This window comes from Enterobacter chuandaensis (assembly GCF_039718975.1).
In the GTDB taxonomy this organism is placed as follows: Bacteria; Pseudomonadota; Gammaproteobacteria; order Enterobacterales; family Enterobacteriaceae; genus Enterobacter; species Enterobacter chuandaensis.
In genome coordinates this window covers 3,731,208-3,745,818 of sequence record NZ_CP097173.1, presented here as the reverse complement: position 1 = coordinate 3,745,818, position 14,611 = coordinate 3,731,208, and the positions used below count along the sequence as shown (strand labels likewise).

The following is a 14,611-nucleotide window of genomic DNA, read 5'->3' as shown; positions in this document are numbered from 1 at the left end:
GATGAGTACTTTTACGACCCCTGTCGTCACCTCCATGCAAATCATTCCGGTCGCGGGTCATGACAGCATGCTGATGAACCTGAGCGGCGCGCATGCGCCGTTCTTTACCCGCAATATCGTCATTATCAAAGACAATTCCGGCCATACCGGCGTGGGTGAAATTCCGGGCGGGGAGAAGATCCGCAAAACGCTGGAAGATGCTATTCCGCTGGTGGTGGGCAAAACGCTGGGTGAGTACAAAAATATCCTCAACACCGTGCGCAGCACCTTCGCCGATCGCGATGCGGCTGGCCGGGGTCTGCAAACTTTCGACTTGCGCACCACTATCCACGTGGTCACCGGCATTGAAGCCGCGATGCTCGATCTGCTGGGCCAGCACCTGGGCGTGAACGTTGCGTCGCTGCTGGGCGAGGGACAGCAGCGCACGGAAGTGGAAATGCTGGGCTACCTGTTCTTTGTCGGCAACCGCAAACTGACGCCGCTGCCGTACCAGAGCCAGCCGGATGAATCATGCGACTGGTATCGTATTCGTCACGATGAAGCCATGAATCCGGATGCGGTGGTGCGCCTGGCGGAAGCCGCGTACGAAAAATATGGCTTTAACGATTTCAAACTGAAAGGCGGCGTGCTGGCGGGAGAAGAAGAGGCCGAAGCCATTACCGCGCTGGCAAAACGTTTCCCGCAGGCGCGCGTCACGCTGGATCCAAACGGCGCGTGGTCGCTTGATGAGGCGATCAAAATTGGTAAGCAGCTCAAGGGCGTACTGGCCTACGCCGAAGATCCATGCGGGGCAGAGCAAGGTTTCTCCGGTCGTGAAGTCATGGCCGAATTCCGTCGTGCAACAGGGCTGCCGACAGCGACGAATATGATCGCCACCGACTGGCGTCAGATGGGACATACCTTATCCCTCCAGTCCGTGGACATTCCGCTGGCGGATCCGCACTTCTGGACGATGCAGGGATCGGTTCGCGTGGCGCAAATGTGCCACGAATTTGGCCTGACCTGGGGCTCACACTCTAACAACCACTTCGACGTGTCGCTGGCGATGTTCACGCACGTTGCCGCTGCTGCGCCGGGCACGATTACTGCAATCGACACGCACTGGATCTGGCAGGAGGGGAACCAGCGCCTCACTAAAGAGCCGTTTGAGATCAAAGGCGGCATGGTGCAGGTGCCGTCCACGCCGGGGCTGGGCGTTGAGCTGGATATGGATCGGGTAATGAAAGCACACGAGCTGTATCAGAAACACGGTCTGGGCGCGCGCGACGACGCGATGGCAATGCAGTATCTGATCCCCGACTGGACATTCGACAATAAACGTCCGTGCATGGTACGATAAACGCATTGGGACCGCTCCCATGAGCGGTTCTCTACGTGGTGTATGCTTAACGTAACGACTATGCGTAAGGATGGCTTATGAAAATTGTTATCGCACCGGACTCGTATAAGGAAAGTTTGAGTGCGCTTGAGGTTGCGACAGCGATAGAGCGTGGTTTCCGTGAGATTTTTCCCGAGGCGGAGTACGTCAAACTGCCGGTCGCAGATGGTGGTGAAGGTACGGTTGAGGCGATGATCGCGGCAACCCGCGGGCGAATTGTGCATGTCCCGGTGACCGGTCCCCTCGGCGAGCGCGTGGACGGGTTTTATGGGATATCCGGTGACGAGCAAAGCGCCTTTATCGAAATGGCGGCGGCAAGCGGTCTGGAGCTGGTTGCACCTTCGCAGCGCGACCCCCTGAAAACCACTTCGTGGGGCACCGGTGAACTTATCCGCCACGCGCTGGATGCGGGCGTTAAGCATATCATTATCGGTATCGGCGGCAGCGCCACCAATGACGGCGGCGCCGGTATGGTGCAGGCGCTGGGTGCGAAGCTGCTGGATGCCAGTGAACAGCCGCTGAAGCAGGGCGGGGGCGAGCTGGGAAAACTTGCGCGTATTGACCTGAGCGAGCTGGACACGCGGCTGGCGGAGTGCCGGATTGAAGTCGCCTGTGATGTGACGAATCCGCTCACCGGCAAGGATGGCGCGTCAGCCGTCTTTGGCCCGCAAAAGGGCGCTACACCCGAGATGATCGTCACCCTGGACAACGCGCTTGCACAGTATGCGCGGATCATTGCCCGGGATCTGGATATCGATGTGCTGAACCTCGCTGGCGGCGGCGCGGCGGGGGGAATGGGAGCGGCGCTATACGCCTTCTGCGGCGCGCAGCTGCGCCAGGGCATTGAGATCGTGACCGATGCGCTTCGCCTGGCCGATCAGGTGGCCGATGCGGATCTGGTGATCACGGGGGAAGGTCGCATCGACAGTCAGACGATCCACGGCAAAGTGCCGGTGGGGGTGGCGAAAGTGGCGAAACGCTTTAACAAACCCGTTATCGGCATTGCGGGTAGCCTGACGGCAGATGTTGGTGTGGTACACGATCACGGCTTAGACGCGGTGTTTAGCGTGATCTACACCATCTGCTCGCTGGAGGACGCACTGGAAAATGCCAGCGCGAATGTACAGATGGCCGCAAGGAATATCGCGGCGGTGCTGAAAGTAGGGCAGGCATTTTAACCGTGATTGCCGGGTGGTGGCTTCGCCTTACCCGGCCTACGTTAGCGCACCTGTAGGCCCGGTAAGCGTAGCGCCACCGGGCTTTTACCTCAGCTCCCCAACACCTTCATCGCTTCCCGCGTCACGTTATCCATCTCATCCAGCAGCTCCAGGAACTCCGGTTCAAGCTCCGATTCCGGCGTCCCCGCGCGCAGTTGCTGTTCCAGCAGCTGGCAGAGATTTTTCAGCCGCGGTACGCCGCTGTAGCCGCAGCTGCCGTGCAGCTTGTGGATAGCGTCCACCAGGTCTTCCGGATTCTCGCCCACCAGTTGCTCTTCCACCTTATTACGAATTTCCGGCAGAAATGCGACAAGCATCTGCAGCATGTCACGGGCTAAATCGGCTTTACCAGCCGCCTGGCGCAGCGCAAGCTGCCAGTCAAAGGTCGCGTTCTGATTGACGCTGAGCTCAACCGGCTCGCTGGACACCGTGTACGTCCCGCCAATATGCCCCGGCTTATAGCGTAACAGCAGGTTATGAAGCTTCTCTTCGTCGATTGGCTTCGCCAGATAATCATTCATCCCGGCGCTCAGCAGCTTCTCTTTCTGACCTGCCATTGCATGCGCGGTGACCGCAATCACCGGAGTTTGCTGCTGATGCGGAAGCTGGTGGATCAGCTCGCAGGCACGAATGCCGTCCATGCCTGGCATCTGAATATCCATCAGGATTAGATCGAACTGCATCTGCTTAGCCTGTTCAACAGCCTGCGCGCCGCTGGTGCACAGCTCAACATGCTGAACCTGGTCTTCAAGCAACGCGCCAATAAGCTTCAGGTTTGCCGGATTATCGTCCACCGCCATCACGCTCATCGGCAGTTTTTGCTCATCGTTAACCAGCGGCAGGGCATGCTGGCTCAGCAGGCAAAACTCGGTGAGTGCGGGCAGGAGACGGGTTGCCGTGAGCGGTTTCAGCAGACACGCGGCCGCTCCATCATTCTTCAATTCCTCCGCATTGAGCTGGGCATGGCAGGGCAGCGCCAGCAGCAGATAGTCCGTCATCGACGCGGCTTTCGCCAGGCGCTCCTGCTGCATAGTCAGTTCTCCGGTGAAGGTAACCGGGATCCCCATCAGCAAAATGTCATAGTGCTCAACGGCAAGCGCAGAGAAGGTTGGGCTGTAGACCACCTCCAGCGGCGTGGTACTTAAGATATCCAGCGCGCACTGTGCCGCCGCCGCGTTAGGTTCGACGTAGGCCAGGCGCTTACCTTTCAGGCAGTCGGTCACCGGGCCGTCGGTCAGCACGTTTGGATTGAGGTCGAGGTTAATATGGAACCAGAAGGTTGAGCCACGGTTTGGCTGGCTGTGGAACGAGATATCGCCGCCCATCTCGTTTACCAGCCTTTGCGTGATCACCAGCCCCAGGCCGGTACCGCCATGACGGCGGGAAATACTGGCATCAGCCTGGCGGAACGCCTGGAACAGACGCGACTGATCGCGCTCAGGAATACCGATGCCGGTATCGCGGATCTGAACCTCAATCTGTACCTTGTTATTACTGATCGCGCGTTTTTCTACCAGAATGTCGATATTGCCGCTTTCGGTGAATTTAATCGCATTCCCGACAAGGTTGGTTATGACCTGCTGCAGGCGCAGCGGATCGCCAATGACGTTATCCGGCACGTCGTTTTTAATGTTGAGCGTCAGCTCAAGACCCTTGTCGTGCGACGAATGCGCGAGCAGCGTCACCACCTCATCAAGCGTACTGCGCAGCGGGAAGGGAATGCTCTCCAGGATCAGCTTGCCAGCCTCCAGCTTGGAGAAGTCCAGCACGTCGTTAATGATCGCCAGCAGGTTGTTGGCCGAGCGTTCAATGGTGTGCAGGTGATCGCGTTGGGTCGGGTTAAGCTCGCTTTTGAGCGTCAGGCGGGTGAAGCCGATCACGCCATTGAGCGGCGTACGCAGCTCGTGCGACATATTGGCCAGGAATTCCGACTTAATACGCGCCGCCTCCTGCGCGCGCTTTTTCGCCAGATCCAGCTCAACGTTCTGGATCTCCATCTGCTCCAGCGTTTCGCGCAGGTCAGAGGTGGCCTGGTCAACGTTATGCTGCATCTCTTCATGGTACGCCGCCAGCGACATCGCCATCGAGTTGATGCCGTTCTTCAGCATATCCAGCTCGCCCAGCATAAACCCTTCCACCCGGCTGTCGAGCTGTCCGCGGCGGATGCGGTCAACCGTGTTAACCATATTGCGGATGGGGCCCGTCACGTCGCGCATCAGACGCCAGCCGAAGATCAGTGCGATACCAATGCAGAACAGCATCATCACGCCAGAGATGAAGATTTCTTTGTACTGCTGGAGCCGGACCGACTTGAGATCCAGCTCCAGCGCCACATATCCCAGCATGTTATCGCTGGATTTAGCGTCGGATTGCGCAGACTCATCCGGTGAATAGCTTTCCGACACGATCGGCGTGCGCAGGATCATGATATCGCCGCGCCGCAAGACGGTGAGATGGCGAGGGAAGGGCGTACCGTCCGGGATCTTCAGAGCCGCCGGGTCGAGATGAAAATTCGAGGTGACAAACAGGCGATTATGTTCGTCGTAGACGGAAATGGCGCGGACGATATCCGAGTGGCGCCGGTGGAGTACGCTGATCAACTGCCCAATGGATTCGCGGTTTTGCAGGTTCATTCCGTACTCGCTGGAGACGGCGAGCGGTTCGATGATGCTGGCGCCTGCATCCTCAAGCTGCCGCTGCAAATCGTTATAGCGGTGCACCACAAAGAAGATACTCAGCAGCAAACCGATGAGAACGGTGGGGGCGAGGATCAAAATCATCATGCGCGCGCGCAGGCTGTAGTTGGTCATGGCGTTCCGTTATGGGACAATTAAGAGAATTATGTTTATGTGAGAAAAATCTCGGCGATGGCGCAATTCTACTCTGCAAAGCGACGCGTGACGACGCGTCAAATCATTACTGTTGAAGCCACGGACCTCGATCCTTTTGGTCAGGGAGTGGCTCGTCACAATGGTAAGACTCTGTTTATAACAGGTTTGCTGCCAGGAGAACGAGCAGAAATTACGCTGACGGAAGACAAACGCCAGTACGCGCGCGGGCATGTGAAGCGTCGCCTCAACGATAGCCCGGAGCGCGTGGAACCCCGCTGTCCACATTTTGGCGTGTGCGGAGGCTGCCAGCAACAGCATGTGAGCACAGAATTACAGCAAAAAAGTAAAAGCCGGGCGCTGGCGCGTCTCCTCAAACACGAAGCTGACGAGATTATCGCCGATGAGCCCTGGGGATATCGCCGCCGCGCGCGCCTGAGCCTGAGCTATCAGCCCAAAACGGAGCGGCTGGAGATGGGTTTTCGCAAAGCGGCCTCCAGCGATATTGTTGATGTAAAGCAGTGCCCCATTTTGGTGCACCAGCTTGAAGCATTGCTTCCGGACGTGCACCGCTGTCTTGCATCGCTGGATGGGGTGCGCGCATTGGGCCATGTTGAACTGGTGCTGGCAAACAACGGCCCGCTGATGGTGCTGCGCCACACCGCGCCGCTGTCGAAGAAAGATCGCGAAAAACTGGAACGCTTTTCGCATTCTCATGAGCTTGCGCTTTTCCTCGCGCCGCAAAGCGAGATACTTGAGCAGGTAACGGGTGAAGCCCCCTGGTATGCGTCAGACGGGCTACGCTTAACGTTCAGCCCGCGGGATTTCATTCAGGTGAATGATGGCGTTAACCAGCAGATGGTTGAGAAAGCGCTGACGTGGCTTGACGTAAAGCCCACTGACCGGGTACTCGATCTGTTCTGCGGTATGGGCAATTTTACTCTGCCGCTGGCGCGCAGAGCCGCAAGCGTGGTCGGTGTGGAAGGCGTTGAGGCGCTGGTAGCCAAAGGCCAGGAGAACGCCCAACAGAACGGCTTGCAAAATGTGACGTTCTTTCATCAAAATCTTGAGGAAGATGTCACCCGGCAGCCGTGGGCAAAGCAGGGCTTTGACAAAATCCTTCTCGACCCGGCGCGTGCAGGCGCACCTGGCGTGATGCAGCATATTATTAAACTCGCGCCTGAGCGTGTGGTCTATGTTTCCTGTAACCCGGCAACGCTTGCCCGGGACAGTGAGGCATTAATCAGCGCGGGTTACCAGATTCGGCGTCTGGCAATGCTGGACATGTTCCCGCACACTGGACACCTGGAATCGATGGTGTTGTTCGAGCACATCTAATTTGTTTGGCTTGTCGACTTCGACAGGCCCTGGTCCCTAAAGGAGAGGACAATGGTTGCGGTAAGAAGTGCACATCTCAATAAAGCTGGGGAATTTGACCCACAAAAATGGATCGCAAGTCTGGGAATTTCCAGCCAGCAGTCGTGTGAACGCTTAACCGAAACCTGGGCCTATTGTCTGCGCACCACGCAGGGGCATCCGGATGCCGATCTCCTTCTGTGGCGCGGCGTGGAGATGGTTGAAATCCTGTCCATGCTGAACATGGACATCGAAACGCTGCAGGCCGCGCTGCTGTTCCCTCTCGCGGATGCGGACGTGGTCAGCGAAGATGTGCTGCGCGACAGCGTCGGGAAATCCGTCGTTGCGCTGATCCACGGCGTGCGCGATATGGCGGCTATCCGCCAGCTCAAAGCCGCGCATACCGATTCCGTCTCCTCTGAGCAGGTTGATAACGTTCGCCGGATGCTGCTGGCCATGGTGGATGATTTCCGCTGCGTGGTCATCAAGCTTGCCGAGCGTATCGCCCACCTGCGTGAAGTGAAGGATGCGCCGGAAGACGAGCGCGTACTCGCCGCCAAAGAGTGTACAAACATCTATGCGCCGCTGGCGAACCGCTTAGGCATTGGCCAACTGAAATGGGAGCTGGAAGATTATTGCTTCCGCTACCTGCATCCGGCGGAATATAAACGTATTGCCAAACTCCTGCATGAACGCCGTATCGATCGCGAGCACTACATCGACGAGTTTGTCGGTGGCCTGCGTCAGGCGATGAAAGAAGAGAACGTGCGTGCTGAAGTCTACGGTCGTCCGAAACACATCTACAGCATCTGGCGCAAAATGCAGAAGAAACATCTCGCCTTTGACGAGCTGTTTGACGTGCGCGCCGTGCGTATCGTTGCGGAGAGGCTCCAGGACTGCTACGCCGCGCTCGGGATAGTACACACGCACTTCCGCCACCTGCCGGATGAGTTCGATGACTACGTCGCGAACCCCAAACCAAACGGCTACCAGTCTATTCATACCGTGGTGCTTGGCCCCGGCGGCAAAACCGTCGAGATCCAGATCCGCACTAAACAGATGCATGAAGACGCCGAGCTGGGCGTGGCCGCGCACTGGAAGTACAAAGAAGGCACCTCCGGCGGGGCACGCTCCGGCCATGAAGACCGCATCGCCTGGCTGCGCAAGCTGATTGCGTGGCAGGAAGAGATGGCCGATTCCGGCGAAATGCTTGACGAGGTGCGCAGCCAGGTCTTTGACGATCGCGTCTACGTCTTTACCCCGAAAGGGGACGTTGTCGACCTGCCGGCTGGCTCCACGCCGCTCGATTTTGCTTACCACATCCACAGTGACGTGGGGCACCGCTGTATCGGGGCGAAAATTGGCGGGCGTATCGTGCCGTTCACCTATCAACTGCAGATGGGTGACCAGATTGAAATCATCACCCAGAAGCAGCCCAACCCGAGCCGCGACTGGCTTAACCCTAACCTGGGTTACGTCACCACCAGCCGTGGGCGCTCCAAAATTCACGCCTGGTTCCGCAAGCAGGATCGTGACAAAAATATCCTTGCCGGTCGCCAGATCCTTGACGACGAGCTGGAGCACATCGGCATCAGCCTGAAAGAGGCCGAGAAATTCCTGCTGCCGCGCTACAACTTCAACGAGCTGGACGAGCTGTTAGCGGCCATTGGCGGCGGCGACATCCGTCTCAATCAGATGGTCAACTTCCTGCAGGCGCAGTTCAACAAGCCTAGCGCGGAAGAGCAGGACGCGGCGGCGCTGAAGCAGTTGCAGCAGAAAACCTATGCGCCGCAGCAGCGCAGCAAAGACAACGGCCGCGTGGTGGTCGAGGGCGTGGGTAATCTGATGCACCACATTGCCCGCTGCTGCCAGCCGATTCCGGGGGATGACATCGTCGGCTTTATCACCCAGGGACGCGGGATTTCCATCCACCGGTCGGACTGCGACCAGCTTGCTGAGCTTCAGTCTCATGCGCCGGAACGTATCGTGGAAGCCGTCTGGGGTGAAAGCTACTCCGCTGGCTATTCGCTGGTGGTGCGCGTCACCGCCAACGACCGTAGCGGCCTGCTGCGCGACATCACTACTATTCTCGCCAATGAGAAGGTCAATGTGCTGGGCGTCGCCAGCCGCAGCGATACCCGTGAGCAGCTTGCCACCATTGATATGACCATCGAAATCTACAACCTGCAGGTGCTGGGCCGCGTGCTTGGCAAACTGAACCAGGTGCCGGATGTGATTGACGCGCGTCGTCTGCACGGCGGTTAAATACACTCTTTTTTAGGCCGGGTAAGGCATAAGCCGCCACCCGGCATTTTTTTATCAGGACATAACCATGACTCAAATCGACCGCCTGCTCGGCATCATGAAACGCCTGCGCGACCCGGAAAACGGCTGTCCGTGGGACAAAGAGCAGACTTTCGCGACCATCGCACCTTATACCCTCGAAGAGACCTATGAGGTGCTGGACGCCATTTCACGCGAGGATTTCGACGACCTGCGCGGTGAACTCGGCGATCTGCTGTTCCAGGTGGTGTTCTACGCTCAGATGGCACAGGAGGAAGGGCGCTTTAACTTTGACGATATCTGCGCCGCCATCAGCGACAAGCTGGAGCGCCGCCACCCGCATATCTTTGGCGATGCCACAGCAGGGAACAGCGCAGAGGTTCTGGCCCGCTGGGAGCAGATTAAAAGCGCCGAGCGCGCAGAAAAGTCCCAGCATTCGGCGCTGGACGACATCCCGCTGAGCCTGCCCGCGCTGATGCGCGCCCATAAAATCCAGAAACGCTGCTCAGCCGTGGGTTTTGACTGGACCTCCCTGGGCCCGGTTCTGGATAAAGTGCATGAAGAGATCGACGAAGTGATGCACGAAGCGCAGCAGGCGGTTGTGGATGAAGCAAAGCTGGAGGAAGAGATGGGCGATCTGTTGTTCGCCACCGTCAATCTTTCTCGCCATTTAGGTGTAAAAGCGGAAACCGCCCTGCAAAAAGCCAACCTGAAATTCGAACGACGCTTCCGTGAAGTTGAGCGGATTGTGGCCTCGCGCGGCCTGGAAATGAGCGGTATTGACCTCGATGCGATGGAAGAAGTCTGGCAGGAAGTAAAACGCCAGGAACATGATCTCTAACGAGATTTTGCGATCAAGCGCAATTTGTGTGATTTTTTAAATGACAAGCGCTTGATTTGCGTCAAAAACATTTACCCAAAAGGGGCTATTTTCTCACTCCTTATGTTTGTCATGGCCTGGAATGGAGACGGAGAATGAAAGTTTGTGGCGCTCGCCGTGTTCGGGTATACTACTTTCCCGTCCTGGTTATTCCATCGTTTCACCCTAACTTCTCAGGTTCAGCATGACAACGAACTATATTTTTGTGACCGGCGGGGTCGTATCCTCTCTGGGTAAAGGCATTGCCGCAGCCTCCCTCGCAGCCATTCTTGAAGCCCGTGGCCTCAATGTGACCATGATGAAACTGGATCCGTACATCAACGTCGATCCTGGCACCATGAGCCCAACCCAACACGGGGAAGTGTTCGTTACTGAAGACGGCGCTGAAACCGATCTGGATCTTGGCCACTACGAGCGTTTCATTCGTACCAAAATGACCCGTCGTAACAACTTTACGACTGGCCGCATCTACTCTGACGTTCTGCGTAAAGAGCGCCGTGGTGATTACCTGGGCGCGACCGTGCAGGTTATCCCACACATCACTAACGCCATTAAAGAGCGTGTTCTTGCCGGTGGCGAAGGGCATGACGTGGTGCTGGTTGAAATCGGCGGTACCGTGGGTGATATCGAATCCCTGCCGTTCCTCGAAGCGATTCGTCAGCTGGCGGTAGACATTGGTCGTGAACACGCGCTGTTCATGCACCTGACGCTGGTGCCTTACATGGCGGCAGCAGGTGAAGTGAAAACCAAACCGACCCAGCACTCCGTTAAAGAGCTGCTCTCTATCGGTATTCAGCCTGACATCCTGGTTTGCCGTTCCGATCGCGCCATTCCGGCGAACGAACGTGCGAAAATTGCATTGTTCTGTAACGTGCCTGAAAAAGCCGTTATTTCAATGAAAGATGTCGATTCCATTTATAAAATCCCGGGCCTGTTGAAATCACAGGGTCTGGACGATTATATTTGTAAACGATTCAGCTTGAACTGTCCGGAAGCTAACCTGTCTGAATGGGAACAGGTTATTTACGAAGAAGCGAACCCGGCGGGCGAAGTGACTATCGGTATGGTCGGCAAGTACATCGAACTGCCGGACGCCTATAAGTCCGTTATCGAAGCGCTGAAGCACGGTGGTCTGAAGAACCGCGTCTCCGTGAACATCAAGCTGATTGATTCGCAGGATGTAGAAACACGTGGCGTTGAGATTCTGAAAGATCTGGATGCTATCCTCATCCCTGGCGGTTTCGGCTACCGTGGTGTTGAAGGCAAGATCGCCACTGCACGCTATGCGCGTGAAAACAATATTCCATACCTCGGCATCTGCCTGGGTATGCAGGTTGCGCTGATCGAATTTGCGCGCAACGTAGCGGGAATGGAAAACGCGAACTCTACGGAATTTGTGCCAGACTGTAAGTACCCTGTAGTGGCGCTGATTACGGAATGGCGTGACGAAGACGGTAACGTCGAAGTTCGTACCGAGAAGAGCGATCTGGGTGGCACTATGCGTCTTGGCGCACAGGCCTGCCAGCTGTCCGACGATAGCGTGGTTCGCCAGCTGTACGGCGAGCCGGTCATCACCGAGCGTCATCGTCACCGCTATGAAGTCAACAACATGTTGTTGAAACAAATTGAAGCTGCAGGCCTGCGTGTTGCGGGTCGCTCCGGGGATGATCAGTTAGTCGAGATCATTGAAGTGCCAAACCATCCGTGGTTTGTTGCCTGCCAGTTCCACCCGGAATTTACTTCAACGCCGCGTGATGGACATCCGCTGTTTGCAGGCTTTGTGAAAGCCGCCAGCGAGTACCAGAAGCGTCAGGCGAAGTAAAAAAAGTTAGAACGGCAACGCGTACCTTTGGTACGCGTTGTTTGTCTGGAGTTTTAGTTTAACTTGTACTGAGGAAAATCTAATGTCCAAAATCGTTAAAGTCATCGGTCGTGAAATCATCGACTCCCGTGGTAACCCGACCGTTGAAGCCGAAGTTCATCTGGAAGGTGGTTTCGTCGGTATGGCAGCTGCTCCATCAGGGGCTTCTACGGGTTCCCGCGAAGCGCTGGAACTGCGTGATGGCGACAAATCCCGTTTCATGGGCAAAGGCGTACTGAAAGCGGTTGGCGCTGTTAACGGTCCTATTGCTCAGGCTATCGTTGGCAAAGATGCCAAAGATCAGGCTGGCATCGACAAGATCATGATCGATCTGGACGGTACTGAAAACAAATCTAACTTCGGTGCGAACGCAATCCTGGCCGTTTCCCTGGCGAACGCCAAAGCGGCAGCTGCTGCTAAAGGTATGCCTCTGTTCGAGCACATCGCTGAACTGAACGGCACCCCAGGCAAATACTCTATGCCTGTACCAATGATGAACATCATCAACGGTGGTGAGCACGCTGACAACAACGTTGATATTCAGGAATTCATGATTCAGCCAGTTGGCGCGAAAACCCTGAAAGAAGCGGTTCGTATGGGTTCTGAAGTGTTCCACAACCTGGCTAAAGTTCTGAAAGCTAAAGGTATGAACACTGCTGTTGGTGACGAAGGTGGCTACGCGCCAAACCTGGGTTCTAACGCAGAAGCACTGGCTGTTATCGCTGAAGCGGTTAAAGCAGCAGGCTACGAGCTGGGCAAAGACATCACCCTGGCGATGGACTGTGCAGCATCTGAATTCTACAAAGACGGTAAATACGTTCTGGCTGGCGAAGGCAACAAAGCGTTCACCTCCGAAGAGTTTACTCACTTCCTGGAAGACCTGACCAAACAGTACCCAATCGTTTCTATCGAAGACGGTCTGGACGAGTCTGACTGGGATGGTTTCGCATACCAGACTAAAGTACTGGGCGACAAAATCCAGCTGGTTGGTGACGATCTGTTCGTAACCAACACCAAGATCCTGAAAGAAGGCATCGAGAAAGGCATCGTTAACTCCATCCTGATCAAATTCAACCAGATCGGTTCTCTGACCGAAACTCTGGCTGCGATCAAAATGGCGAAAGACGCTGGCTACACCGCTGTTATCTCTCACCGTTCTGGCGAAACTGAAGACGCTACCATCGCTGACCTGGCTGTTGGTACCGCTGCTGGCCAGATCAAAACCGGTTCTATGAGCCGTTCTGACCGTGTTGCTAAATACAACCAGCTGATTCGTATCGAAGAAGCGCTGGGCGAAAAAGCACCTTACAACGGTCGTAAAGAGATCAAAGGCCAGGCATAATTGCTTAAGCCTTAAAATGAAAATGCCAGTCAAATGACTGGCATTTTTTTTGGCTATTTAAAATCGACCGCCATCTGTTCCGGGATACTCAATCCCCGGGTGGTTTGCACGCAGCGGGCGATATAATCCGTAAAACGAGGTGGCTTTGGCATCCCCATGCTGAGCAGTTTATCGTTGCTGAAGCGCACGTTCAGCGTGGCAAAGGCACCGTATAAACGCATTGCTCTCAGCATCAGCCGTTCATTGCACGGGCCAAAAATAGACTTCAGTTCACGACGCATTCTGACCAGCGTTTCGTAGCTCACCTGCGCGTACTTATCGCCGACGGGCGCTTTCTCCAGCGCCTGCGCCATCGCCTGATCGATATCCGCAAAGCGAACGCTGTTCTCTTCCCCGGCAGAGATATGGACCACTTCCCCTGAACGTGCGTTGCTGCTCAGCAGCATTATCAGCGCATCGGCGCAATAATCCACCGGCACAACGTCGATCCTGTCTTCCATTGAGCACATAAACTTTTGCAGCATCAGCCCCATGCTAAAGACCCAGAAGATGCTGCTCGACGGCGTGCAGCCGTGACGGGTATGGCCGACGACGATGGACGGACGGGCGATGAGCAGCGGCAGATTTGGACACTCCTGACGCATCAGTTGTTCGATGGTTGACTTGGACCAGGTGTATTCCACCAGGTGCTCAGCATTTTCTCTGAATTCCGCACTTTCGGCGACCAGCGAATCCTGCTCCGGCGTGCATGACATTGCGGTGCCTACGTGCAGGAAACGCTGCAGCCCTGCGACCTGCTCCATGCGGCGCGCCAGCGCAAGGGTGCCTTCTACGTTCACCTTCCAGATCAGCGGGTTATTGCCAAATGACGCGACAGCTGCACAGTTTACGACATGCGTGACCTGGTTCAGTCGCGGATCGTTCAGAAAAGCCTCCGGCTGGCTGAGGTCGCCGATGAGGATATTGTCCACGCTCAGGGAGGCCAGTTTCTCCTCGGGAACGTTAAACTTACGCATGTTCTCCTGTACGCGCGCCAGCCCGCCCTGCGGATCGTCGGCACGGGCAAGCAAAAGGACTTTTACGGGTCGATCGCTGGTCAGGATTTTTTCAAGTACTGCACCGCCCAGAAAACCGGTCACGCCTGTAATCAATAACATCTTCATTGATACCGTCTCATTATGATTGATGAGGCGGATTGTAGGCGCGCAAAAGTAAACGGTATTTAAATAATAAAACGCCGGTACAGACCGCGTCTTAAGCTTATTTTAAGGAAAGAAAATCAGGTGGAGATATTTGACATTACGGAAACTGAAAAAATTCAATTTAATAAATATTATATTTCAATTTATTGAATTTATGATGTTTTTTATTTTCCTGTCAGGGCGGAAACTGTAATTCAAAATGTAATTAATAAAACACTTTGTTACACCAATCATTTATGCGCTAAATGAATTAAACCCCACTAA

9 protein-coding genes are annotated in these 14,611 nt (G+C 55.6%); 7 read left to right on the top strand and 2 right to left on the bottom strand.

Going from position 1 to position 14,611, the window contains the following annotated elements:
- Position 1 precedes the first annotated feature (1 nt).
- A complete protein-coding gene (gene gudD, locus MX657_RS18010; RefSeq protein WP_080330124.1) occupies positions 2 to 1,339 on the top strand; it encodes a glucarate dehydratase in 1,338 nt (445 codons plus the stop codon).
- Positions 1,340 to 1,416: 77 nt separating this feature from the next.
- A complete protein-coding gene (locus tag MX657_RS18005) occupies positions 1,417 to 2,556 on the top strand; it encodes a glycerate kinase (protein WP_119916235.1) in 1,140 nt (379 codons plus the stop codon).
- Positions 2,557 to 2,645: 89 nt separating this feature from the next.
- On the opposite strand, the gene barA is transcribed toward MX657_RS18005, so the two are convergent.
- A complete protein-coding gene (barA, locus tag MX657_RS18000) occupies positions 2,646 to 5,405 on the bottom strand; it encodes a two-component sensor histidine kinase BarA (RefSeq protein WP_080330126.1) in 2,760 nt (919 codons plus the stop codon).
- A gap of 57 nt (positions 5,406 to 5,462) precedes the next feature.
- Between barA and rlmD the strand changes: the two genes are divergently transcribed.
- The 5 genes from rlmD to eno all read left to right on the top strand — a co-directional run bounded on the left by rlmD (position 5,463) and on the right by eno (position 13,145).
- Positions 5,463 to 6,761 (top strand): 23S rRNA (uracil(1939)-C(5))-methyltransferase RlmD, encoded by a 1,299-nt coding sequence (rlmD, locus tag MX657_RS17995; RefSeq protein WP_346806293.1) that lies wholly within the window; start codon positions 5,463 to 5,465, stop codon positions 6,759 to 6,761.
- 51 nt (positions 6,762 to 6,812) lie between these two features.
- Positions 6,813 to 9,044, top strand: a complete 2,232-nt coding sequence (gene relA / locus MX657_RS17990) for a GTP diphosphokinase (RefSeq protein ID WP_080330128.1) — start codon at positions 6,813 to 6,815, stop codon at positions 9,042 to 9,044.
- A 67-nt stretch (positions 9,045 to 9,111) separates the two neighbouring features.
- On the top strand, positions 9,112 to 9,903 hold the full coding sequence (mazG, locus tag MX657_RS17985) for a nucleoside triphosphate pyrophosphohydrolase (protein WP_119916233.1): 792 nt from the start codon (positions 9,112 to 9,114) through the stop codon (positions 9,901 to 9,903).
- Between the two features lie 223 nt (positions 9,904 to 10,126).
- On the top strand, positions 10,127 to 11,764 hold the full coding sequence (gene pyrG / locus MX657_RS17980; protein WP_080330130.1) for a glutamine hydrolyzing CTP synthase: 1,638 nt from the start codon (positions 10,127 to 10,129) through the stop codon (positions 11,762 to 11,764).
- Positions 11,765 to 11,846: 82 nt separating this feature from the next.
- Positions 11,847 to 13,145 carry a phosphopyruvate hydratase gene (eno, locus tag MX657_RS17975; protein WP_006811784.1) on the top strand — a complete coding sequence of 433 codons (1,299 nt, stop codon included), beginning with the start codon at positions 11,847 to 11,849 and terminating at the stop codon, positions 13,143 to 13,145.
- Between the two features lie 53 nt (positions 13,146 to 13,198).
- On the opposite strand, the gene MX657_RS17970 is transcribed toward eno, so the two are convergent.
- Complete coding sequence (locus MX657_RS17970) at positions 13,199 to 14,308, bottom strand: SDR family oxidoreductase (RefSeq protein WP_346806290.1); 1,110 nt, start codon at positions 14,306 to 14,308, stop codon at positions 13,199 to 13,201.
- Positions 14,309 to 14,611: the final 303 nt, after the last annotated feature.